The sequence below is a fragment of the Pseudomonas sp. SJZ131 genome, from assembly GCF_007828705.1.
GTDB lineage: Bacteria > Pseudomonadota > Gammaproteobacteria > Pseudomonadales > Pseudomonadaceae > Aquipseudomonas > Aquipseudomonas prosekii.
The window spans coordinates 1,136,096-1,158,875 of sequence record NZ_VIVC01000001.1 but is presented as its reverse complement, the minus strand read 5'-3'; the positions used below and the strand labels follow the sequence as shown (position 1 = coordinate 1,158,875).

The following is a 22,780-nucleotide window of genomic DNA, read 5'->3' as shown; positions in this document are numbered from 1 at the left end:
CTTCAGTGCCTTAGATAGACCTCCTGATACGTAAGCCGAAGGTAAATTGCCGGTAAAGGCGCTTTGCTTAATGCCCGCCAGTGCTTATCGTTCAGCCTCCCGTAAAAGAAGCCCACGCGCCCAATGGTTGATCATTCAATGCAATCCTCGTCCCGTAGTTCCCGTCGCTGGCTGTTCGGCCTGCTTGTCCTGTTGGTCGTCGCCGTCGTTTGCTGGAAATTCTGGCCCGCCGGCACTGACCAGAAAGAGGGCGAAAAACCGAAAGCGGCGGCGGGGCACACGGGCAAGTCCGGGGCCATGCGGCCAGGCTTCGGCGGCGCGTCCGGGCCGATTCCGGTGCGCGTAGCCCCGGCGGTCAAGGGTGACTTCCCGCTGTATTACCGGGCACTGGGCACCGTGACGGCGCTGAACACCATCAATGTGCGCAGCCGCGTGGCCGGCGAATTGATGAAGATTGCCTTCGAGGAAGGGCAGATGGTCAAGGCTGGCGACCTGCTTGCCGAGATCGATCCGCGTCCTTACCAGAACGCTTTGCTCCAGGCCGAGGGCACGTTGCTGCAGAACCAGGCGCAACTGAAGAACGCGCAGGTCGATGTCGAGCGTTATCGCGGTCTCTTCAAGGAAGACAGTATTGCCAAGCAGACCCTGGACACCGCCGAAGCGCTGGTCGGCCAGTATCTGGGCACGGTCAAGACCAATCAGGCAGCGGTCAACGACGCCAAACTCAATCTCGAATTCACCAAGATCCGCGCGCCGATTACCGGGCGTGTCGGTTTGCGTCAGCTCGACGTCGGCAACCTCGTCGCTGCCAACGACACCACGGCGCTGGCGATCATCACCCAGACGCAGCCGATCAGCGTGGTGTTCACCCTGCCGGAAAACAGCCTCGACACTGTGCTCGCGCGCTACCACACCGGGGCCAAACTGCCAGTCGAAGCGTGGGACCGTGGCGACATGAAAATCCAGGCCAGCGGCGTGTTGCAAAGCCTCGACAACCAGATTGACGTGACCACCGGCACGCTGAAATTCAAGGCGCGCTACGATAACCGCGATCAGGCGTTGTTCCCCAACCAGTTCGTCAATGTTCACCTGCTCGCCGACACCCTCAAAGACGTGGTGCTCGCGCCCTCGGCAGCGATTCAGTTCGGCACCAACGGCACCTTCGTCTACGCCATGGACGGTGACAAGAAAGTCACGGTCCGCGCGTTGAAAGTCGGCGCCAGCGACGGCGATAACACGGTCATCACCGAAGGCCTCGCCGCCGGTGATCGGGTGGTCCTGGAAGGCACCGACCGTTTGAAAGAAGGCAGTGAAGTGGAAGTGGTCAACGACAGCACCGAAGTGCCCACCAGCCCGACCGAACACCTGCAAGGCAAATCCGCCGCCAAGACCACTGACGCGACTGTCACCGACAAGGCCAAGAAGGGCGCATGAACATCTCGCGGCTGTTCATCCTGCGCCCGGTCGCCACGACCCTGAGCATGCTCGCCATTATCCTGGCCGGCATCATCGCCTATCGACTGCTGCCGGTATCGGCGCTGCCGCAGGTCGATTACCCGACCATTCGCGTCATGACGCTGTACCCCGGCGCCAGCCCGGACGTGATGACCAGTGCGGTGACCGCGCCCCTTGAGCGCCAGTTCGGGCAAATGCCCGGCCTGACGCAAATGGCCTCGACCAGTTCCGGCGGCGCCTCGGTGCTGACCCTGCGTTTCAGCCTCGACATCAACATGGACGTCGCCGAGCAGCAGGTGCAAGCCGCGATCAACGCCGCGACCAATCTGCTGCCGACCGACCTGCCGGCGCCGCCCGTGTACAACAAGGTCAACCCGGCGGATACCCCGGTGCTGACCCTGGCGATCACCTCGAAAACCATGCTCCTGCCCAAACTCAACGATCTGGTCGATACGCGCATGGCGCAGAAAATCGCCCAGATCAGCGGCGTCGGTATGGTCAGTATCGCCGGCGGTCAGCGTCAGGCCGTGCGGATCAAGGTCAACCCCGAAGCGCTGGCGGCCAACGGCTTGAACCTCTCGGACGTGCGCACCCTCGTCGGTGCCTCCAACGTCAATCAGCCCAAGGGCAACTTCGACGGCCCGACGCGGGTGTCGATGCTCGATGCCAACGACCAACTGACCTCGCCCGAAGACTACGCCAACCTGATTCTCGCCTACGCCAACGGCGCGCCGTTGCGGCTCAAGGACGTCGCGGAAATCGTCGACGGCGCCGAGAACGAACGGCTGGCCGCGTGGGCCAACGAAAATCAGGCAGTGCTGCTCAACATCCAGCGCCAGCCCGGCGCCAACGTGATTGAAGTGGTTGACCGGATCAAGGCTTTGCTGCCGAGCATCACTGACAACCTGCCGGCCGGCCTCGAAGTCACCGTGTTGACCGACCGCACCCAAACCATCCGCGCCTCGGTCACTGACGTCCAACACGAATTGCTGATCGCCATCGCGCTGGTGGTGATGGTCACGTTCCTGTTCCTGCGCCGCGCCAGTGCGACGATCATTCCCTCGGTCGCCGTGCCGTTGTCGCTGATCGGCACCTTCGGCGTGATGTACCTCGCCGGGTTCTCGGTGAACAACCTGACCTTGATGGCGCTGACCATCGCCACCGGGTTTGTGGTCGATGATGCGATCGTGATGCTGGAGAACATTTCCCGGTTTATCGAAGAGGGCGACAGCCCGATGACGGCGGCGCTCAAAGGCGCGAAGCAGATTGGCTTCACCCTGATTTCCCTGACCTTGTCGCTGATCGCGGTACTGATTCCGTTGCTGTTCATGGCTGACGTGGTCGGGCGGCTGTTCCGCGAATTTGCGATCACGCTGGCAGTGGCGATCCTGATTTCCCTCGTGGTGTCGCTGACGTTGACGCCGATGATGTGCGCGCGGCTGCTCAAGCGTGAACCGAAGGAAGAAGAACAGGGCCGTTTCTACCGCGCCAGTGGCGCGACCATCGACTGGATGATCGCCGCTTATGGGCGCAAGTTGCAGTGGGTGCTCAAGCATCAACCGCTGACGTTGCTGGTGGCAATCGCCACGCTGGGCTTGACCGTGGTGCTGTACATGGTGGTGCCGAAGGGCTTCTTTCCGGTGCAGGACACCGGGGTGATTCAGGGCATTTCCGAGGCGCCGCAGTCGATTTCCTTCGCGGCAATGGGCGAACGCCAGCAACAACTGGCGAAGATCATTCTGGCTGACCCGGCGGTGCAGAGCCTGTCGTCATACATTGGCGTCGATGGCGACAACGCCACGCTCAACGCCGGGCGCATGCTGATCAATCTCAAGCCGCACAGCGGCCGCGACCTCAGCGCCACCGAAATCATCGCGCGGCTGCAACCGGAAGTGGACAAACTCACTGGCATCCGGCTGTTCATGCAACCGGTGCAGGACTTGACCATCGAAGACCGGGTCAGCCGCACGCAGTACCAATTCAGCATGTCTTCGCCGGATTCGGAATTGCTCAGCCTGTGGAGCGGCCGTCTGGTCGAAGCGCTGGCGCAGCGGCCGGAGTTGACTGACGTTGCCAGCGACTTGCAGGACAAGGGCTTGCAGGTGTTCCTGGTGATTGACCGCGATGCGGCGTCGCGGGTTGGTGTGTCGGTGTCGAACATTACCGATGCGCTGTACGACGCATTCGGCCAGCGACAGATTTCGACTATTTATACCCAGGCCAGTCAGTACCGCGTGGTCCTGCAAGCGCAGTCCGGGGAGAAGATCGGCCCGGATGCGCTGAACCAGATTCACGTCAAGACCACCGATGGCGGCCAGGTGCGCCTGTCGAGTCTGGCGCGGATCGAGCAGCGTCAGGCGCAATTGGCGATTACCCATATCGGCCAGTTCCCGGCGGTCATGATGTCGTTCAACCTGGCGCCCGGCGTGGCGCTGGGGCACGCGGTGGACATCATCGAACAAGTGCAGGAAGACATCGGCATGCCGGTCGGCGTGCAAACCCAGTTCCAAGGCGCGGCCGAAGCGTTCCAGGCCTCGCTGTCGAGCACGCTGCTGCTGATTCTGGCGGCGGTGGTGACCATGTACATCGTGCTCGGCGTGCTTTACGAGAGCTACATTCACCCGATCACCATTCTTTCGACCTTGCCCTCGGCAGCGGTCGGGGCCTTGCTGGCGTTGCTGTTGACCGGCAATGACCTGGGGATGATCGCGATCATCGGCATCATTCTGCTGATCGGCATCGTCAAGAAAAACGCGATCATGATGATCGACTTCGCCCTCGACGCTGAGCGCAATCAGGGCATGGCGCCGGAGCAGGCGATCTATCAAGCGGCGCTGCTGCGCTTCCGGCCAATCCTCATGACCACGCTGGCCGCGCTGTTTGGCGCAGTGCCGCTGATGCTCGCCACCGGCTCCGGCGCCGAACTGCGTCAGCCATTGGGTCTGGTGATGGTCGGTGGTTTGCTGCTGAGCCAGGTGCTGACGCTGTTCACCACGCCGGTTATCTACCTGTACTTTGACCGCCTCGGTCGGCGCTGGGGCCGCAAGTCCACCACCGTGGAAACGGTAGAACAGCCATGAACCTCTCCGGTCCTTTCATCAAGCGCCCGGTCGCGACGATGTTGCTGAGTTTGGCGATCATGCTACTCGGCGGTGTCAGTTTCGGTCTGTTGCCGGTGGCGCCGTTGCCGCAGATGGACTTCCCGGTGATCGTGGTGCAGGCCAGTCTGCCCGGCGCCAGCCCAGAAGTGATGGCCTCGACCGTGGCCACGCCGCTGGAACGTTCCTTCGGCGCCATCGCCGGGGTCAACACCATGAGCAGCCGCTCGAGCCAGGGTTCGACGCGGGTGATTCTGCAATTCGACCTCGACCGCGACATCAACGGCGCGGCGCGGGAAGTGCAAGCGGCTATCAACGCCTCGCGCAACCTGTTGCCGAGCGGGATGCGCAGCATGCCGACCTACAAGAAGGTCAACCCGTCGCAAGCGCCGATCATGGTGTTGTCGCTGACCTCGGACGTGCTGGAAAAAGGTCAGCTCTACGATTTGGCCTCGACCATTTTGTCGCAGAGCCTGTCGCAGGTGCAGGGCGTCGGCGAAGTGCAGATCGGCGGCAGCTCCCTGCCGGCGGTGCGCATCGAACTCGAACCGCAAGCGCTGAACCAGTACGGCGTGGCGCTGGACGACGTGCGCAATACCATCGCCAATGCCAACGTGCGCCGGCCCAAAGGTTCGGTCGAGGACGACCAGCGTCTGTGGCAGGTGCAGGCCAATGATCAACTGGAAAAAGCCAAGGATTATGAGTCGCTGATCATCCACTACAACAACGGCGCCGCCCTGCGCCTGAAGGATGTAGCGACGGTCAGCGACGGCGTCGAAGACCGCTACAACAGTGGTTTCTTCAACAATGACGCGGCGGTGCTGCTGGTGATCAACCGTCAGGCCGGCGCCAACATCATCGAAACGGTCAACGAGATCAAGGCGCAACTGCCGGCGTTGCAAGCGGTGTTGCCGGCCAGCGTCAAGCTGAACCTGGCGATGGACCGCTCGCCAGTGATCAAAGCGACGTTGCACGAAGCCGAAATGACCCTGCTGATCGCCGTGGCGCTGGTGATTCTGGTGGTGTTCCTGTTTCTCGGTAACTTCCGCGCCTCGCTGATTCCGACATTGGCCGTGCCGGTGTCGCTGGTCGGAACGTTTGCGGTGATGTACCTCTACGGTTTTTCCCTGAACAACCTGTCGCTGATGGCGCTGATTCTCGCCACTGGCTTGGTGGTGGACGACGCCATCGTGGTGCTGGAGAACATTTCCCGGCACATCGACGAAGGCGTGCCGCCGATGAAAGCGGCGTACCTGGGTGCCGAGGAAGTCGGGTTCACGTTGTTGTCGATGAACGTGTCGCTGGTCGCGGTGTTCCTGTCGATTCTGTTCATGGGCGGGATCATCGAAAGCCTGTTCCGCGAGTTTTCCATCACGCTGGCGGCGTCGATTGTGGTTTCGCTGATCGTCTCGCTGACCCTGACGCCGATGCTCTGCGCGCGTTGGCTCAAGCCGCACACGCCGGGTCAGGAAAATCGTCTGCAACGCTGGAGCCATCGGGCCAACGACTGGATGGTCGGCAAATACGCGACCAGCCTCGACTGGGTGTTGCGGCATCGGCGCCTGACGTTGCTCAGCCTGATCATCACCGTCGGGGTCAACGTCGCGCTGTACGTGGTAGTGCCGAAAACCTTCATGCCGCAGCAGGACACCGGCCAGTTGATCGGTTTTGTCCGTGGCGACGACGGCCTGTCGTTCAGCGTGATGCAGCCGAAAATGGAAATCTTCCGCCGCGCAGTGCTCAAGGACGATGCGGTGCAGAGCGTTGCCGGCTTCATCGGCGGCACCAACGGCACCAACAACGCCTTCATGCTGGTGCGCTTGAAACCGATCAACGAGCGCAACATCTCTGCGCAAAAAGTCATCGAACGGATGCGCAAGGAGATGCCGAAAGTGGCCGGCGCGCAGTTGATGCTGATGGCCGACCAGGACCTGCAATTCGGCGGCGGTCGCGAACAGACCACGGCGCAGTATTCCTACATTCTGCAAAGTGCCGACCTCGGCTCGTTGCGCGAGTGGTACCCGAAAGTCGTGACGGCGTTGCGTGCCTTGCCCGAGTTGACGGCGATTGATGCGCGCGAGGGTGGCGGCGCGCAACAAGTCACGTTGATGGTCGACCGCGATCAGGCGAAGCGCCTCGGCGTCGACATGGACATGGTTACCTCGGTGCTGAACAACGCATATAGCCAGCGGCAGATTTCGACGATTTACGACAGCCTCAACCAGTACAAAGTGGTGATGGAGGTCAATCAGAAATACGCGCAGGACCCGATTACCCTCAAGCAAGTCCAGGTGATCACCGCCGATGGCGCGCGGATTCCGTTGTCGACCATCGCCCATTACGAAAACAGCCTGGAAGATGACCGGGTCAGCCACGAAGGCCAGTTTGCCTCCGAGAGCATTTCCTTCGACATGGCCGAAGGGGTGACGGTGGAGCAGGGCACGGCGGCCATCGAGCGTGCGATTGCCAAGCTCGGCATGCCCGAAGACGTGATCGTAAAGGTCGCCGGCACCGCCGATGCGTTTGCGGCCACGCAGAAGAGCCAGCCGTTCATGATTCTCGGCGCGCTCTTGGCGGTGTATCTGGTGTTGGGCGTGCTCTATGAAAGCTACATTCACCCGTTGACCATTCTGTCGACCTTGCCTTCGGCCGGGGTCGGCGCGTTGTTGTCGATTTACCTTCTCGGTGGCGAGTTCAGCCTGATCTCGCTGCTGGGGCTGTTCCTGTTGATCGGCGTGGTGAAGAAAAACGCGATTTTGATGATCGATCTCGCGTTGCAATTGGAACGCCATCAAGGCATGAGCCCGCTGGACTCGATTCGCAGCGCTTGCCTGCAACGCCTGCGGCCGATTCTGATGACCACGCTGGCGGCGATCCTTGGCGCGCTGCCGCTGCTGCTCAGCCAGGCCGAAGGCGCGGAAATGCGCCAGCCGCTGGGTCTGACCATCATCGGCGGGCTGGTTTTCAGCCAAGTGCTGACCCTTTACACCACCCCGGTGGTTTACCTCTATCTCGACAAACTGCGCCATCGCTTCAATAAATGGCGTGGGGTACGTACCGATGCAGCTCTGGAAACTCCGCTATGACTGACCGTTCGCTTATCACTCTGGCTGCACCGATTGTCATGGCCCGGGGCTCGCGCCTGTTGAGCCTGGCGCTGTGTGTGACCCTGCTCAGCGCTTGCGCCGTCGGCCCGGATTACCAGCGCCCGCAAACCGCGGAAATCGCCCAGTACAAGGAAGCCGAGGGTTGGCGTCAGGCCAATCCCAGCGATTCCCTCGCGCGGGGCGCCTGGTGGGAGTTGTATGGCGATCAGCAGCTCAACGGCCTGGTCGATCAACTGAACAACGCCAACCAGACTGTGGCCCAGGCCGAAGCGCGATATCGGCAATCGCAAGCCTTGGTCAAAAGTGCTCGCGCAGCGTTTTACCCGACGGTGGATTTAAGCGCGGGCAAGACCCGCTCGAGCCAGGGCGCCGGCAGCAGCAGTTCGAGCCTGAGCAGCTCGGCCAGCGGCATTCGCGATACCTACAGCACCGAGTTGGGCGTCAGTTGGGAAGCGGATATCTGGGGCAAATTGCGCCGTGGGCTGGAGGCCGACCAAGCCACGGCGCAAGCGAGCTTCGCCGATCTCGCGGCGATGCGCCTGAGCCAGCAGTCGGAAATGGTCCAGAACTACCTGCAATTGCGCGTGATCGATCAGCAGAAACGTTTGCTCGAATCGACGGTGGCGGCGTATCAACGTTCGCTGCAAATGACCCAGAACCAGTACCGCGCCGGTGTCTCCGGGCGGGACGCGGTGGCGCAGGCGCAGACCCAACTCAAAAGCACTCAAGCGGATCTGGTGGATTTGATCTGGCAGCGTGCGCAGTTCGAAAACGCTATCGCGGTGCTGATCGGCTTGCCGCCGGCCGAGTTCAATCTGGCGGAAAGTCAGGACATCCCGAAACTGCCGCAAATCCCCCTGAGCCTGCCGTCGCAATTGCTCGAACGCCGACCGGACATTGCTTCCGCCGAACGCTCGGTCATTGCTGCCAACGCCAACATCGGCGTGGCGAAAGCCGCGTATTACCCGGATTTGAGCCTGAGCCTGAGTGGCGGTTACAGCAGCAGTACGTCGAGCAATCTGGTGAGTTTGCCGAACCGCTTCTGGTCGGTCGGGCCAAAACTGACGTTGCCGCTGTTCGACGGCGGCGCGCGCTCGGCGGAACTCGACCGCAACGAAGCGCTGTACGACGAAACCGTGGCTACTTACCGCCAAACCGTGCTCGACGGTTTTCGCGAGGTGGAAAACTACCTGATTCAACTCAAGGTCTATGAGCAGGAAGCGTCGGTGCGCCAGGAAGCACTGGAAGCGGCGCGTGATTCGTTGCGCCTGACCGAGAACCAGTACAAGGCGGGCTTGATCGCTTATCTGGACGTAGTGGTGGTGCAAGCGACTGCGTTGAATAACGAACAAAGCGTATTGAACGTGCTGCAGAGCCGTTTGCTGGCGAGTGTGCAATTGATCGCCGCGCTGGGCGGCGGCTGGGATGGGCAGTTGCAGGTCAGCGAAGAACAATGATCGTGATCGTTGCCACGCTCCGCGTGGAACGATCAGGCCGGTGAAAACAGCCTGAAATTTGTGTCAAACAAGCGTTTCATCGGCTTGATGGCCTTTTGCTCATTTTGTCAGTGCGTTCTTCCGCGCAATCAGTACAATCGCCGACTTTGCCCGCCGAGAATGGACGCAGTACGGTGGCGCAGTCACGAGAAACCCCATGCTCATCGGCACCTACTCTCCCACCCTGGTTGTGATCTCGCTGTGCGTGGCGATTCTTGCTTCCTACACCGCTTTGGACCTGACTGGCCGCATTGCCACGACCAAGGGTCGCGCCGTGCATCTATGGACGGCCGGCGGCGCGGTGGCGATGGGTATCGGCGTGTGGTCGATGCATTTCATCGGTATGCTCGCGTTCAATCTGCCGATCGACCTCGGCTACGACTTCGCCCTCACGGCGCTGTCACTGACCATCGCCATCCTCTCGTGCGGCTTTGCCTTGTGGCTGGTCAGCCAGCCGAAACTGCCGGTCTGGCAACTGGCGTTCGGCGCGCTGGTGATGGGCAGCGGCATCAGCGCCATGCATTACACCGGCATGGCCGCCATGCTTATGCAGCCGGGCATCGATTACGACCCGACGCTGTTCGGCGCCTCACTGGTGATCGCCGTTGGTGCCTCGGCGGCAGCGCTGGCGATTGCCTTTCGCCTGCGCCAGCACACGCCGTATGTCGGTCTGATTCGTGGCGGCGCGGCGGTGATCATGGGGTTCGCCATCGTCGGCATGCACTACACCGGCATGGCCGCCGCGCGTTTCCCGGACGGCAGCTTTTGCGGCGCTGCAATCGGCGGCTTGAGCGGCAAAGGTCTGGACAATCTGGTGCTGATCACCACGTTGGCGGTGCTGAGCATTGCTTTGCTCACGTCGATTCTTGATGCACGCCTCGAAGCACGCACTGCCGACCTCGCGCATTCGCTGACCGTGGCCAACCGCGAACTCACCCAATTGGCGCTGCACGACCCGCTGACCGGGCTGCCGAACCGCATGCTGCTGGCCGACCGGATCGAGCAGGCGATGTCCAAAGTTCAGGAGCAGGGCGGTTGTTTTGCGCTGATGTTCATTGATCTCGACGGCTTTAAACCGGTCAACGACGCCTTCGGTCACCACATGGGCGACCAGTTGTTGCGCGAAGTCGGCATGCGTTTGCGCGAAGACTTGCGCAGTCAGGACACCTTGGCGCGGATTGGCGGTGACGAATTTGTCCTGCTGGTGCGCCTCGTCGAGCCGAGCGATGCGCTGAACCTGGCGTCGCGTCAGGTTGAGCTGATCGCGCGCTCGTTCCAGGTTGCCGACCACGATCTGCAAATATCCGCGAGCCTCGGTATCGCCATGTTTCCCGGCAATGGCCACACCGCGCAAGAGTTGCTGATGAACGCCGACGCCGCGATGTACCACGCCAAAGGTGCGGGCAAAAACGGCTACAGCTTCTTCGACGCGTCGATGAACAGCAACGCGCGCAAGCAACTGCAACTGCTGCAAGACTTGCGCGCGGCGCTGGATCAGCAGCAATTTCGCCTGTATTACCAACCGAAGTTCGATGCCAGCAACGGGCGCCCGGTCGGCGCCGAGGCGTTGCTGCGCTGGGTGCATCCAACCCAGGGCATGCTGCTGCCGGCGAAGTTTATCGAACTGGCGGAAAAGACCGGTTTGATCATTCCGATTGGCGAGTGGGTGCTCAACGAAGCCTGCCGGCAGATGCGCGAATGGTATGTGCTGGGTTACACCGATTGGCGCATCGCGGTGAATCTTTCGGCGTTGCAGTTCTGTCACGCGGGGCTGGTGCAGAGTGTCGCCAAAGCTTTGGCCACCCACCATTTGCCGGCCAACAGCCTGACTCTGGAAATCACCGAAACCACCGCCATGAGCGACGCCGATGCAAGCATGACGGTGCTGCAGGAACTCTCGGACATGGGCGTCGACCTGTCTATCGATGACTTCGGCACCGGTTATTCGAGCCTGATGTACCTCAAGCGCTTGCCGGCCAATGAGCTGAAGATCGATCGCGGGTTTGTCCGCGATCTGGAGCATGACAGCGATGACGCGGCGATTGTTTCGGCGATTGTCGCGCTGGGTCAGGCGCTGGGTCTGCGGATTGTTGCGGAAGGCGTGGAGACCGGCGTGCAGCAGGATTTCCTGACCCGATTGGGTTGCGATTCGCTGCAGGGTTACCTGCTCGGCCATCCGCTGCCGGCCGAACGCTTCATGGCCGACATTCACCGTGGCGAGCAATTGCAGGCAGGTTGAAACCATCCCGTGGCGAGCGATTTCCTGCGTCAGCGTCGGCATCCTCATAGATGCAGGTCATGCAAAAGCGGCGAAGGGCGGTTATTCTTGGCGCCGACTGCTTAAGCTTGAATTCGGGGGATCGTCAGCATGGAAAAAGTCATGGTCATCACGGGAGGCAGCCGTGGGATCGGCGCCGCCACGGCGCTGTTGGCCGCTGAGCAGGGCTATCGCATCTGCATCAATTACCTGGCGGACGAAGAAGCGGCGCAGCGTGTGCTCGAGCAAGTCCGAGCCCTCGGCGCACAGGCCATCGCGGTTCGCGCCGACGTCAGCATCGAAGACGAAGTGGTCGCCTTGTTCCACCGTGTCGACACCGAACTGGGCCGGGTCACCGCGCTGGTGAACAACGCCGGCACCGTCGGGCACAAGTCGCGGGTCGACGAAATGTCCGAGTTCCGTATCCTCAAAATTCTCAAGACCAATGTTCTGGCGCCGATCCTCTGCGCCAAGCACGCGGTGCTGCGCATGTCGCCCAAGCATGGCGGGCAGGGCGGCAGCATCGTCAACGTGTCGTCGGTGGCGGCGCGCCTGGGTTCGCCGAATGAATACGTGGATTACGCCGCGTCAAAAGGCGCGCTGGACAGTTTCACCATTGGCCTGTCGAAGGAAGTCGCCGGCGAGGGCATCCGCGTCAACGCGGTGCGCCCGGGTTACATCTACACCGATTTCCACGCCCTGAGCGGCGACCCGGAGCGGGTCAGCAAACTGGAATCGGGCATCCCGATGGCCCGTGGCGGGCGCCCGGATGAAGTGGCGGAAGCGATTGTCTGGTTGTTGTCGGACAAAGCCTCGTACGCGACCGGGACGTTTGTCGATTTGGGCGGAGGGCGCTAGTCCCGAGACGCTAAGCCCGAGGAACTGGGCTGTCCGGTCTGACGCCATCGCGAGCAAGCTCGCTCCCACAGTGGTTTTTGGTGAACACATCATTTGTGAACACCTTCAGCCCCTGTGGGAGCGAGCTTGCTCGCGATAGCCATTGACCAGGTAACACAACACACTCAGAACGAACGCACGATCCGCCCCAGCGTTTCCATCGCTTTCTCCGCCGCCTCATCCCACGGGCTGCCGTAATTCAGCCGAATACAGTTCCTGAAGCGTTGCGTCGGTGAAAAAATCGGCCCCGGCGCGATGCTGATGCCCTGCGCCAACGCCATCTGAAACAACTTCAACGAATCCATCTGCGGCGGCAGTTCCAGCCACAGAAAATAGCCGCCGGCCGGTTGGCTGACGCGGGTTTGCGCCGGGAAATACCGGGCGATGGCCGCGAGCATGGCGCTTTGCTGTTCTTCCAGGGCGTAACGCAGTTTGCGCAGGTGCCGGTCGTAACCGCCGTGTTGCAAGTAATCGGCAATCGCCGCTTGTGCCGGCATCGAGGCGCACAGCGAGGTCATCAGTTTCAGCCGTTCGATTTTCTGTGCATAACGCCCGGCCGCGACCCAGCCGATGCGATAACCGGGAGCGAGGCTTTTGGCGAACGAACCGCAATGCATCACCAGCCCTTCGGTGTCGAACGCCTTCGCCGGTTTCGGCGCTTGCTGGCCGTAATACAGCTCGGCGTATACATCGTCCTCGATCAGCGGCACTTGGTGGCTGCGCAGCAATTCGACCAATTCCTGCTTCTTCGCTTCGGGCATGGTCGCGCCCATCGGGTTCTGGAAACTGGTCATGCACCAGCAGGCCTTGATCGGATGGCGCTCCAGCGTTTGCGCGAGCACCCCGAGGTCGATGCCGTCGCGCGGGTGCACGGGAATTTCCACTGCTTTGAGCTTCAGCCGTTCCAGCACTTGCAGGCTCGCGTAAAACGCCGGGGCTTCGATGGCCACCAGGTCGCCGGGTTCGGTGACGGCTTGCAGGCACAGGTTCAGCGCTTCGAGCGCGCCGTTGGTGATCAGCAGCTCTTCCATCGGCAGCATCAGCCCGCCGACCATGTAGCGCAGGGCGATTTGCCGACGCAGTTGCGGGTTGCCCGGCGACATGTCGGTGACCACCATGCGCGGGTCCATCTCCCGCGCGGCGCTGGCCAGCGAGCGCGATAGCCGCTGCAATGGAAACAGTGTCGGGCTGGGGAACGCCGAGCCGAACGGCACGGTGTTCGGGTCCTTGATCGAGTCAAGCACCGAAAACACCAGTTCGCTGACGTCGACCTCGGTGGATTCGTTGACCTGGCTGCTGATCACCGGTTCGCAGAACGGGCTCGGCGCGTGGGTGTTGACGAAGTAACCGGAACGCGGCCGCGCACGGATCAGGCCTCGGCGTTCCAGCAGGTAATAGGCCTGAAACACGGTGGATGGGCTGACCCCGTAAGTCTGGCTGGCGTAGCGCACCGACGGCACCCGCTGACCGGGGCCAAGCACTCCGGAGCGGATCAGTTCAGCGATGTCATCGGCGAATTTTTCGTAGCGTTTCATCGGGGGCCTTGTTGCCGGGTGGTTGGGTGGGGGTGTCCGGGGGGATTTGCCCCTCACCCTAACCCTCTCCCCAAAGGGGCGAGGGGACTGACCGAGTTGTTGTTGCGAGTGACATCGACCTGAGATATCGCGCCGAACTCAGGTTTGACAAGCATGAAGGTCGACTCCCTTTCCCCCTCTCTCCAAAGGGGCGAGGGGACTGACCGAGTTGTTGTTACGAGTGACATCGACCTGAGATATCGCGCCGAACGCAGGTTTGAAATGCAAAAAGGTCAGCTCCCTTTCCCCCTCTCTCCAAAGGGGCGAGGGGACTGACCGAGGTGTTGTTTCAAGTGACATCGACCTGAGATATCGCGCTGAACGCAGGTTTTGAAAAGCACAAAGCTCGGCTCCCTTTCCCCCTCTCCCCTCTGGGGAGAGGGCTGGGGTGAGGGGTGGATTGTAAAGGCTCAACGATTCATCGGCGCAACAAAGCGGCTCTTCGCCACGCTGTAGATGTCCGGTTCGTCGCTGTCGACGATCCTGAAACTGATGGTCTGCGAGCTGCTGCTCGGGCGTTCCGTGGTCATCGCCACCGACACCGGCACATCGACAATCTCGCCCGGCGCCAGGCTCAGCTCGGTTTTGCCCTGCAACTGGAAACCCTCGCCATCGACCAGACTCACGCGATAATCCTGACGCTGCTGGGTCTTGTTGATGACTTTCAGGCTGTAAATGTTCTCGATCTGGCCGGCGCTGTTTTCGCGGAACATGCCACGGTCCTTGGTCACGTCCAGCGAAACCATCGGCCGTTCCACCAACGCCAGCGCCAGCGCACCGATCATCACCAGCAACACCGCCGTGTAGCCGATCAGCCGAGGTCGCAGCAAATGGGTTTTACCGCCCTGCAACTCGTGCTCGGAGGTGTAGCTGATCAGGCCTCGCGCATAACCCATTTTGTCCATGATCGAATCGCAGGCATCGATGCACGCCGCGCAACCAATGCATTCCATCTGCAAACCGTCGCGGATGTCGATGCCGGTCGGACACACCTGCACGCAAACCTGGCAGTCGATGCAATCGCCCAGGCCGACGTCGCTCGGTTTCACATCACGTTTGCGCGGGCCACGGTTTTCGCCTCGCGCCACGTCGTAGGAAATGGTCAGAGTGTCCTTGTCGAACATCACGCTCTGGAACCGCGCGTACGGGCACATGTGCATGCACACCGCTTCGCGCAGCCAACCGGCGTTGATGTACGTGGCGCCGGTGAAGAAGATCACCCAAAACAGGCTGACGCCAGCCATTTGCAAGGTCAGCAGCTCTTCGGCCAGCGGCCGGATCGGCGTGAAGTAGCCAACGAAGGTCAACCCGGTGAGCAGGCTGATGCTCAGCCACAACGCATGTTTGGCCGAACGGCGGAGGAATTTGTTCAGGCTCCACGGCGCGGCTTGCAGTTTGATCCGCTGGTTGCGCTCACCCTCGGTGATTTTTTCGCACCACATGAACAGCCACGTCCACGAGCTCTGCGGGCAGGTGTAACCGCACCAGACGCGGCCGGCGAACACGGTGATCGCAAACAGACCGAACGCGGCAATGATCAGCAATGCCGAGAGCAAAATGAAATCCTGCGGCCAGAAGGTTGCGCCGAAGATATGGAATTTGCTTTCCGAGAGGTCCCAGAGCACCGCCTGGCGGTCGCCCCAGTTCAGCCACACCGTGCCGAAGAATGCGAGAAACAGCACGCCGGCGCCGCTGATACGCAAATTGCGGAACAGCCCAGTGAAGCTGCGGGTGTGGATCAGGTTGTCGCTGGACTTGACCTTCATCTTTGGACGCGAAGGCTCATAGCGCTGGACTGCCGGGGCGCTCTCTACGGTTCGGACGGGAATTCTTTCGCTCATGGTCGTTCGCTCATCAGCCTCCATCAGGCCGGTGCACTATGAGCGGCGATCTGTTTTCAGAACAGACTCAGGCATTGCAATAAAAAGCGGATCAGATGGAATTTTGCGACGCCCCTGCGACAACTTGATGCACCGGACGATCCACCTGTGGCAGCGGGCTGCGAGCGCCTAGCTGAGGCGCTCGCGGAGTTTGTTGATGTGTGTCAGTCAAATCACCGAATCACCGTCGGTGGCTTTCAAATGCCGACGACCATCAACTGCGCCTGCTACGGTCAATGCATCGGCTTCGCGTTCGGTAACGTAAATGCGTCGACCATCGAGCTCGACGGCGGACATGGCTTTTTCCGAATCGGTGATGACGGTGACGTCGGGGCCGAGGCGAATTTCTTCACCATTATCGAGGGTGAAAAAGCAGGCCTGGGTTTCGGGGTCGGTGCGCACGGTCATGGGAATGTCCTTTTTTCGGCGGAAACTAAAACGTTAGTGCGCAAGCGACGAGCATCGTTCTGTGCAACCGATTAATGGTCGGCGCGGTCCATGCCTTATCTGAAATTACACAAGGACCGCGTCATGGATGCCTGGTGGCATGAAGTCTGGGTAACGCTGCAAGCGGAGTTCGCCGACATTGGCGACGCAAAACAACTGACGCAAATCACCGTGCGCCTGGTGATTGCGGCGTTGCTTGGCGGGATTCTCGGTTTTGAACGCGAGCACAAGGGCAAGGCTGCCGGGGTGCGCACGCACATGTTGGTGGCGTTGGGCGCGGCGCTGTTTGTGCTGGTGCCACAAATGTCCGGATCGCAGGCCGATGCCATGAGCCGGGTGTTGCAAGGGGTGATTGCCGGGATTGGTTTTCTCGGCGCCGGGACCATTTTGAAGAACACCGATGGCGAGGACGGCCAGGTGCAAGGGCTGACCACGGCTGCCGGGTTATGGATGACTGCTGCGATTGGTGTCTCGGCGGGGATGGGGCGCGAAGCGACGGCGGTGCTGAGCACGATACTGGCGTTGGGGATTTTCAGTTTGATGCCAATTGTGGTGCGGCTGCTGGATCGCAATCACAGCGAAAAAGAAAATCGCGAACCGTGATGTGAACCGATCGTTCCCACGCGGAGGGGAACGATCGGTCAGCGATTATTCGGTGACAATCACCGGCGGCATGGTGTCCGGCGGATCCTGGCGAGGTGGCGGGGTGGTGCCGGGCGGCTCTTGCTCGGGAACCGGCGCCGGTTCGGTGTCGGGGATGGTCGGGGTGTCGATGTTCGGATCAGGCGTTTCAGCGGGGATGGGAATAGTCATCGTGAAGCCTCCTGGTGGCACATGGCGTAAGTCGTGCTTGGTTCTCTTCAACCTGATCTGTTGACCTGCGGTTCAAGGTTTTGATTCCAACCGATGCACGCGCAAATCTGCGTGAACTTTACCGAGGCCTGTCGCTCGGAACTTAAGTGAGTTCATTCCGGGCCGACCGCCCCGTGAGGATGAACATTAGCCACGTGAGCGTCCTTGGGGCGTAAAGGAAAGATGCTCGATGATCGCTGAAAAACCGACCGAACTCAGTTACAACCCGCACATGCCGCTGTCGCAGGCGCTTTTATTGCCGCGCATAGCGATTGAAGACACCATGCCAACCCTTGATGGCGGCCAGTTCGCCGTCAAAGCCGTGGTTGGCCAGGACGTGGTGGTGACCAGCAAGGTCTTCGCCGACGGCCACGACAAACTCGCCGTGCGCATTCGCTGGCGCGCCGAGGGCGAAGAGTCCTGGCACAGCGAAACCATGGGCGAACTCGGCAACAACGGCTGGCAAGGCCAGTTCCGCGTCGAGCGCCAGGGTCGTCATCTGTTCTGCATCGAAGCCTGGATCGATCAATTCGCCAGCTTCTGCTACGAACTGGAAAAGAAACACAGCGCCCGCGTCCCGGTCAGCCTGGAGCTGCAGGAAGGCCGGACGATGGTGCAACACGCCAGCGAACGCACCGAAGGTCAGCTCAGCGAGCAACTGGCCGGCCTGCACCATGAGCTGTCGGCGCTGCTCGAAACCGAGCAGATTGCGCTGTTCCTGCACCAACGTAGCGCCGACCTGATGGCTGAGGCTGATCATCGCGCCTATCTGAGCATCAGCCAGGAATACCCGCTCGATGTCGAACGCGAAATCGCCCAGTTCGCCAGTTGGTACGAGTTGTTTCCGCGCTCGATTACCGACGATAAGGCACGTCACGGCACGTTCAACGACGTGCATTCGCGACTGCCGATGATTCAGGACATGGGTTTTGACGTCCTGTACTTCCCGCCAATCCATCCGATTGGCCGCAGCTTCCGCAAAGGTCCGAACAATTCCCTGACCGCCGGCCCTGATGATCCGGGCAGCCCGTACGCAATCGGCAGCGCCGAGGGTGGCCACGAAGCGATTCACCCGCAACTCGGCACACGCGAAGATTTCCGGCGTCTGGTGGTCGCGGCCGCCGAGCACGGTTTGGAGATTGCCCTCGATTTCGCCATCCAGTGTTCCCAGGATCACCCGTGGTTGGAGCAGCATCCGGGCTGGTTCAACTGGCGCCCCGACGGCACGATCAAATACGCCGAAAACCCGCCGAAGAAATATCAGGACATCGTCAACGTCGACTTCTATGCCGCCGATGCGATTCCGAGTCTGTGGGTCGAGCTGCGCGACATCGTCGTCGGTTGGGTCGAGGAGGGCGTAAAGATCTTCCGCGTGGATAACCCGCACACCAAACCGCTGCCGTTCTGGCAATGGCTGATTGCCGACGTGCGCGCGTTGCACCCGGAAGTGATTTTCCTCGCCGAAGCCTTTACCACCCCGGCAATGATGGCGCGCCTGGGCAAAGTCGGTTATTCGCAGAGCTACACCTACTTCACTTGGCGCAACACCAAATACGAACTGTCGACCTACCTCAGCGAGCTGAATGAGTCGCCGTGGGCCGAATGTTATCGGCCGAATTTCTTCGTCAACACGCCGGACATCAACCCGGCGTTTCTGCATGAATCCGGGCGCGCCGGTTTCTTGATTCGTGCAGCGCTGGCGACCATGGGCTCGGGCCTGTGGGGCATGTATTCGGGCTTCGAGCTGTGTGAGTCGGCGCCGATTCCGGGCAAAGAGGAATACCTCGATTCGGAGAAATACGAGATTCGTCCGCGCGACTTCAATGCGCCGGGCAACATCATCGCCGAGATCGCTCAGCTGAACCGCATCCGCCGGCAGAACCCGGCGTTGCACACGCACTTGGGGCTGAAGATCTACAACGCCTGGAACGACAACATTCTGTACTTCGGCAAGCGCAGCGCCGACGGCAGCAACTTTATTCTGGTGGCGGTCAACCTTGACCCGCACAACGTGCAGGAAGCGAGTTTCGAGTTGCCGCTGTGGGAAATGGGTCTGCCGGATGATGCAGAAACCCAGGGCGAAGACTTGATGAGCGGCCATCGCTGGACCTGGTACGGCAAGTACCAGACCACGCGACTCGACCCGGCACACCTGCCGTTCGGGATTTGGCGCATTACGACCTCTTGACTGTGGCGAGGGGGCTTGCCCCCGTTGGGCTGCCAAGCGGCCCTCGCTGTTCCTTCAGTCACACCGAATTATCAGGATTGCGACTGCTTCGCAGCCGAACGGGGCAAGCCCCCTCGCTACAACGACTCCTCGCCACAAGGGAGTGCACGGCTCAGCGTTAATTTTGAATTCAGCAGGAGTTTCAAATGGCGAAGAAACCCAAGGCCACAACGTTTATCAAGGATCCGCTCTGGTACAAGGACGCGGTTATTTACCAAGTACACGTCAAATCTTTTTTCGATTCCAATAACGACGGGATCGGCGACTTTCCCGGCCTTATCGCCAAACTCGATTACATTGCCGACCTCGGCGTCAATACCATCTGGCTGTTGCCGTTCTACCCTTCGCCACGTCGCGACGACGGTTACGACATCGCCGAATACCGTGGTGTGCACCCCGATTACGGGACCATGGCCGACGCCAAACGCTTCATCGCCGAAGCCCATGAACGCGGCTTGCGCGTCATCACCGAACTCGTCATCAACCACACCTCCGACCAGCACGCCTGGTTTCAGCGCGCGCGCAAAGCCAAAAAAGGCTCGGCGGCGCGGGACTTCTACGTCTGGTCCGATGACGACCAAAAGTACGACGGCACGCGGATCATTTTCCTCGACACCGAGAAGTCCAACTGGACCTGGGACCCGGTCGCCGGCCAGTACTTCTGGCACCGATTCTATTCGCACCAGCCGGATCTCAATTTCGACAACCCGCAAGTCATGAAAGCGGTGCTGTCAGTGATGCGCTATTGGTTGGACATGGGCATCGACGGCCTGCGTCTGGACGCGATTCCGTACCTGATCGAGCGCGACGGCACCAACAACGAAAACCTCCCAGAAACCCACGCCGTCCTCAAGCAGATCCGCGCCGAAATCGACGCCAATTATCCCGACCGCATGCTCCTCGCCGAAGCCAATCAATGGCCGGAAGATACTCAGCTGTATTTCGGTGACACCGACAACATCGGCCTGAATGGCGACGAATGCCACATGGCGTTCCACTTCCCGCTGATGCCGCGCATGTACATGGCGCTGGCCCAGGAAGACCGTTTCCCGATCACCGACATCCTGCGCCAGACCCCGGAAATTCCGGCCAATTGCCAATGGGCGATTTTCCTGCGCAACCACGATGAACTGACCCTGGAAATGGTCACCGACAAAGAGCGCGATTACCTGTGGAATTACTACGCGGCCGACCGTCGGGCGCGGATTAACTTGGGGATTCGCCGACGTCTGGCGCCACTGATGGAGCGCGACCGTCGTCGCGTCGAATTGCTCAACAGCTTGCTGTTGTCGATGCCGGGCACGCCGACTTTGTATTACGGCGATGAAATCGGCATGGGCGACAACATCTACCTCGGCGACCGCGACGGCGTGCGCACGCCGATGCAGTGGTCGATTGACCGCAACGGCGGTTTCTCCCGCGCCGACCCGGCCAGCCTGGTGCTGCCACCGATCATGGACCCGCAATACGGCTACCTATCGGTCAACGTCGAAACCCAGGCCGGCGACCCGCATTCGTTGCTGAACTGGACGCGGCGCATGCTCGCCGTGCGCAAACAGTCAAAAGCGTTTGGTCGCGGCACGCTGAAAATGCTTTCCCCAAGCAACCGCCGAATTCTGGCTTACACCCGTGAATTCACCGGCGAGGATGGCAAGCACGAAATCATCCTCTGCGTCGCCAACGTCTCGCGCAGTGCGCAAGCGGCGGAGCTGGACTTGTCGGCTTACGCCGGCATGGTTCCGGTGGAAATGCTTGGCGGTAATGCTTTCCCTCCAATCGGTCAGTTGAATTTTCTCCTGACCCTGGCGCCATACGGCTTCTATTGGTTCGTATTGGCAGCGGAGAATCAAATGCCCAGCTGGCACGTAGAACCGGCGCAAAGCCTGCCGGACTTCACCACTCTGGTGTTGAAAAAACGCATGGAAGAACTGCTCGAAGCGCCGTCACGCGGCACGCTGGAGCAAAGTATCTTGCCGAACTGGCTGCAGAACCGTCGCTGGTTCGCCGGCAAGGACGCGACCATCGAAAAAGTCGAAATGGCTTATGGCGTGAGGTTCGGCGATGCCGAGCACCCGGTGTTGTTGAGTGAAATCGACGTCACCAGCGGCGGCCAGACCAGCCGTTATCAACTGCCGTTCGGTTTTATCGCCGAAGACCACGCCGGCCCGGCGTTGCCACACCAATTGGCTTTGTCGCGCGTGCGGCGCGGCCGTCAGGTCGGTTTGATCACGGATGCGTTCAGCCTCGAAACCTACATTCGCGCCGTTGTGCAAGGCATGCAGGCCAGCACCGTGCTGACGTCCAGCGAAGGCGAGATCCGTTTCGAACCGACCGCGCAACTGGAAAAACTTGGTCTCAATGCCGAGTCGGAAGTGCGTTACCTGTCCGCCGAGCAATCGAACAGTTCGGTGGTGGTCGGCAAAGGCATGGTGCTGAAGCTGATCCGCAAGGTCGCTTCCGGGGTTCACCCGGAACTGGAAATGAGCGCCTATCTCACCGAGGCCAACTTCAGCAATATTTCGCCGCTGCTCGGTTCGGTGATTCGCCGCGATGCGCAGGGCGAAGACGCACTGCTGATGATCGCCCAAGGCTACTTGAGCAATCAGGGCGATGCGTGGGAATGGACCCAGAACAACCTCGAACGAGCGCTGCGCGACGAACTGGCCAACGCCATGTCCGAGCAGGAGCAGCATTACAACGCTCTGGGCGAGTTGAAGGATTTCGCCGGCATGCTCGGCCAGCGCCTCGGGGAAATGCACCAGGTACTGGCAGCGCCGACCGATAACCCGAACTTCGCGCCGCAGGTGACTTCGCAAAAAGAAGCGCTGGCCTCGGCGAAAGACGTGGCGGCGCAGCTTGAGCATTCATTGAAGTTGCTCAAGCAGCATCAAAATGAATTGAACCCGGCAGACCAGGCACTGGTCACTCGCTTGCTGGAAAACAAAAAAACCATCCTCAGCCATGTCCAGGACCTGGGCAAGAAAGCGGCGGGTGGTTTGCGTATTCGGGTCCATGGCGATTTGCATTTGGGCCAGGTGCTGGTGATCAAGGGCGATGCCTACCTGATCGACTTCGAGGGTGAACCGGCGCGGCCGCTCAGCGAGCGACGCGGCAAACACAGCCCGTATAAAGATGTCAGCGGCGTATTGCGTTCGTTTGATTACGCAGCGGCGATGGCGATCAATGTGCATAACGTCGACAACACCGACGACGCTCAAGCCGCGCGGCAACGTGTTGCCGATCGTTATTTGAGTGAAGCGCAACAGGCATTTATCGAAGCTTATCGGCTGGCGGCAGCTAGTCTTGCTCATGAGTGGCAAGATCCTGAGGGCGAAGACGCCGCGCTGGCGTTGTTCGGCCTGGAGAAGGCGGCCTATGAAGTGGCTTATGAGGCGGAAAATCGCCCCACTTGGCTGCCGGTGCCGTTGCACGGTTTATATGGGTTATTGAGTGGGCTTAAACCCTTTTCCGATCTTGGTGGAGAGTAGTC

At 60.7% G+C, this 22,780-nt stretch carries 13 protein-coding genes; 9 read left to right on the top strand and 4 right to left on the bottom strand.

Annotation, left to right across the window (positions count from 1 at the left end):
• Window positions 1-123 precede the first annotated feature (123 nt).
• From FBY12_RS04865 to FBY12_RS04840, 6 genes are all read left to right on the top strand, one after another.
• A complete protein-coding gene (locus FBY12_RS04865) occupies window positions 124-1,434 on the top strand; it encodes an MdtA/MuxA family multidrug efflux RND transporter periplasmic adaptor subunit (RefSeq protein ID WP_145251608.1) in 1,311 nt (436 codons plus the stop codon).
• The gene (locus tag FBY12_RS04860; protein ID WP_145251606.1) at window positions 1,431-4,535 is read left to right on the top strand and encodes an MdtB/MuxB family multidrug efflux RND transporter permease subunit; all 3,105 of its coding nucleotides are present in this window, start codon (window positions 1,431-1,433) and stop codon (window positions 4,533-4,535) included. The genes FBY12_RS04865 and FBY12_RS04860 overlap by 4 nt, the downstream gene beginning before the upstream one ends.
• Window positions 4,532-7,639, top strand: a complete 3,108-nt coding sequence (locus tag FBY12_RS04855; protein WP_121734077.1) for an efflux RND transporter permease subunit — start codon at window positions 4,532-4,534, stop codon at window positions 7,637-7,639. The genes FBY12_RS04860 and FBY12_RS04855 overlap by 4 nt, the downstream gene beginning before the upstream one ends.
• Window positions 7,636-9,117 (top strand): efflux transporter outer membrane subunit, encoded by a 1,482-nt coding sequence (locus FBY12_RS04850; RefSeq protein ID WP_145251604.1) that lies wholly within the window; start codon window positions 7,636-7,638, stop codon window positions 9,115-9,117. Before FBY12_RS04855 ends, FBY12_RS04850 begins: the two co-directional genes overlap by 4 nt.
• A gap of 196 nt (window positions 9,118-9,313) precedes the next feature.
• A complete protein-coding gene (locus FBY12_RS04845) occupies window positions 9,314-11,395 on the top strand; it encodes a bifunctional diguanylate cyclase/phosphodiesterase (protein WP_121757203.1) in 2,082 nt (693 codons plus the stop codon).
• Window positions 11,396-11,524: 129 nt separating this feature from the next.
• The gene (locus FBY12_RS04840; RefSeq protein WP_121734074.1) at window positions 11,525-12,271 is read left to right on the top strand and encodes an SDR family oxidoreductase; all 747 of its coding nucleotides are present in this window, start codon (window positions 11,525-11,527) and stop codon (window positions 12,269-12,271) included.
• Window positions 12,272-12,435: 164 nt separating this feature from the next.
• On the opposite strand, the gene mapR is transcribed toward FBY12_RS04840, so the two are convergent.
• The 3 genes from mapR to FBY12_RS04825 form a co-directional block, all read right to left on the bottom strand.
• Complete coding sequence (mapR, locus tag FBY12_RS04835) at window positions 12,436-13,845, bottom strand: GntR family transcriptional regulator MpaR (protein ID WP_092280791.1); 1,410 nt, start codon at window positions 13,843-13,845, stop codon at window positions 12,436-12,438.
• Between the two features lie 449 nt (window positions 13,846-14,294).
• Window positions 14,295-15,725, bottom strand: a complete 1,431-nt coding sequence (gene ccoG, locus FBY12_RS04830; RefSeq protein ID WP_145251602.1) for a cytochrome c oxidase accessory protein CcoG — start codon at window positions 15,723-15,725, stop codon at window positions 14,295-14,297.
• A gap of 207 nt (window positions 15,726-15,932) precedes the next feature.
• Complete coding sequence (locus FBY12_RS04825) at window positions 15,933-16,172, bottom strand: DUF3203 family protein (protein WP_145251600.1); 240 nt, start codon at window positions 16,170-16,172, stop codon at window positions 15,933-15,935.
• A 123-nt stretch (window positions 16,173-16,295) separates the two neighbouring features.
• Here FBY12_RS04825 and FBY12_RS04820 point away from each other — a divergent pair, with 123 nt between their 5' ends.
• Window positions 16,296-16,814: an MgtC/SapB family protein gene (locus tag FBY12_RS04820; RefSeq protein ID WP_121734071.1), complete on the top strand. Its 519-nt coding sequence runs from the start codon at window positions 16,296-16,298 to the stop codon at window positions 16,812-16,814.
• A gap of 45 nt (window positions 16,815-16,859) precedes the next feature.
• Here the strand turns inward: FBY12_RS04820 and FBY12_RS27615 are convergent, their stop codons facing one another.
• Complete coding sequence (locus FBY12_RS27615) at window positions 16,860-17,024, bottom strand: hypothetical protein (protein ID WP_167370453.1); 165 nt, start codon at window positions 17,022-17,024, stop codon at window positions 16,860-16,862.
• A gap of 229 nt (window positions 17,025-17,253) precedes the next feature.
• Between FBY12_RS27615 and FBY12_RS04815 the strand changes: the two genes are divergently transcribed.
• Window positions 17,254-19,251: an alpha-1,4-glucan--maltose-1-phosphate maltosyltransferase gene (locus FBY12_RS04815; protein ID WP_145251598.1), complete on the top strand. Its 1,998-nt coding sequence runs from the start codon at window positions 17,254-17,256 to the stop codon at window positions 19,249-19,251.
• A 185-nt stretch (window positions 19,252-19,436) separates the two neighbouring features.
• Entirely contained in the window at window positions 19,437-22,778 is a 3,342-nt protein-coding gene (gene treS, locus FBY12_RS04810) for a maltose alpha-D-glucosyltransferase (protein WP_145251596.1), read from the top strand.
• Window positions 22,779-22,780: the final 2 nt, after the last annotated feature.

What these genes read in the sequence shown, in the direction of transcription:
- FBY12_RS04820 (WP_121734071.1), top strand. Translation starts at nt 16,296, where the DNA reads ATGGATGCCTGGTGGCATGAAGTCTGGGTAACGCTGCAAGCGGAGTTC.
- FBY12_RS04860 (WP_145251606.1), top strand. Translation starts at nt 1,431, where the DNA reads ATGAACATCTCGCGGCTGTTCATCCTGCGCCCGGTCGCCACGACCCTG.
- FBY12_RS04850 (WP_145251604.1), top strand. Translation starts at nt 7,636, where the DNA reads ATGACTGACCGTTCGCTTATCACTCTGGCTGCACCGATTGTCATGGCC.
- treS (WP_145251596.1), top strand. Translation starts at nt 19,437, where the DNA reads ATGGCGAAGAAACCCAAGGCCACAACGTTTATCAAGGATCCGCTCTGG.
- FBY12_RS04825 (WP_145251600.1), bottom strand. Translation starts at nt 16,172, where the DNA reads ATGACCGTGCGCACCGACCCCGAAACCCAGGCCTGCTTTTTCACCCTC.
- ccoG (WP_145251602.1), bottom strand. Translation starts at nt 15,725, where the DNA reads ATGAGCGAAAGAATTCCCGTCCGAACCGTAGAGAGCGCCCCGGCAGTC.
- FBY12_RS04855 (WP_121734077.1), top strand. Translation starts at nt 4,532, where the DNA reads ATGAACCTCTCCGGTCCTTTCATCAAGCGCCCGGTCGCGACGATGTTG.
- FBY12_RS27615 (WP_167370453.1), bottom strand. Translation starts at nt 17,024, where the DNA reads ATGACTATTCCCATCCCCGCTGAAACGCCTGATCCGAACATCGACACC.
- FBY12_RS04865 (WP_145251608.1), top strand. Translation starts at nt 124, where the DNA reads ATGGTTGATCATTCAATGCAATCCTCGTCCCGTAGTTCCCGTCGCTGG.
- FBY12_RS04840 (WP_121734074.1), top strand. Translation starts at nt 11,525, where the DNA reads ATGGAAAAAGTCATGGTCATCACGGGAGGCAGCCGTGGGATCGGCGCC.
- mapR (WP_092280791.1), bottom strand. Translation starts at nt 13,845, where the DNA reads ATGAAACGCTACGAAAAATTCGCCGATGACATCGCTGAACTGATCCGC.
- FBY12_RS04845 (WP_121757203.1), top strand. Translation starts at nt 9,314, where the DNA reads ATGCTCATCGGCACCTACTCTCCCACCCTGGTTGTGATCTCGCTGTGC.
- FBY12_RS04815 (WP_145251598.1), top strand. Translation starts at nt 17,254, where the DNA reads ATGATCGCTGAAAAACCGACCGAACTCAGTTACAACCCGCACATGCCG.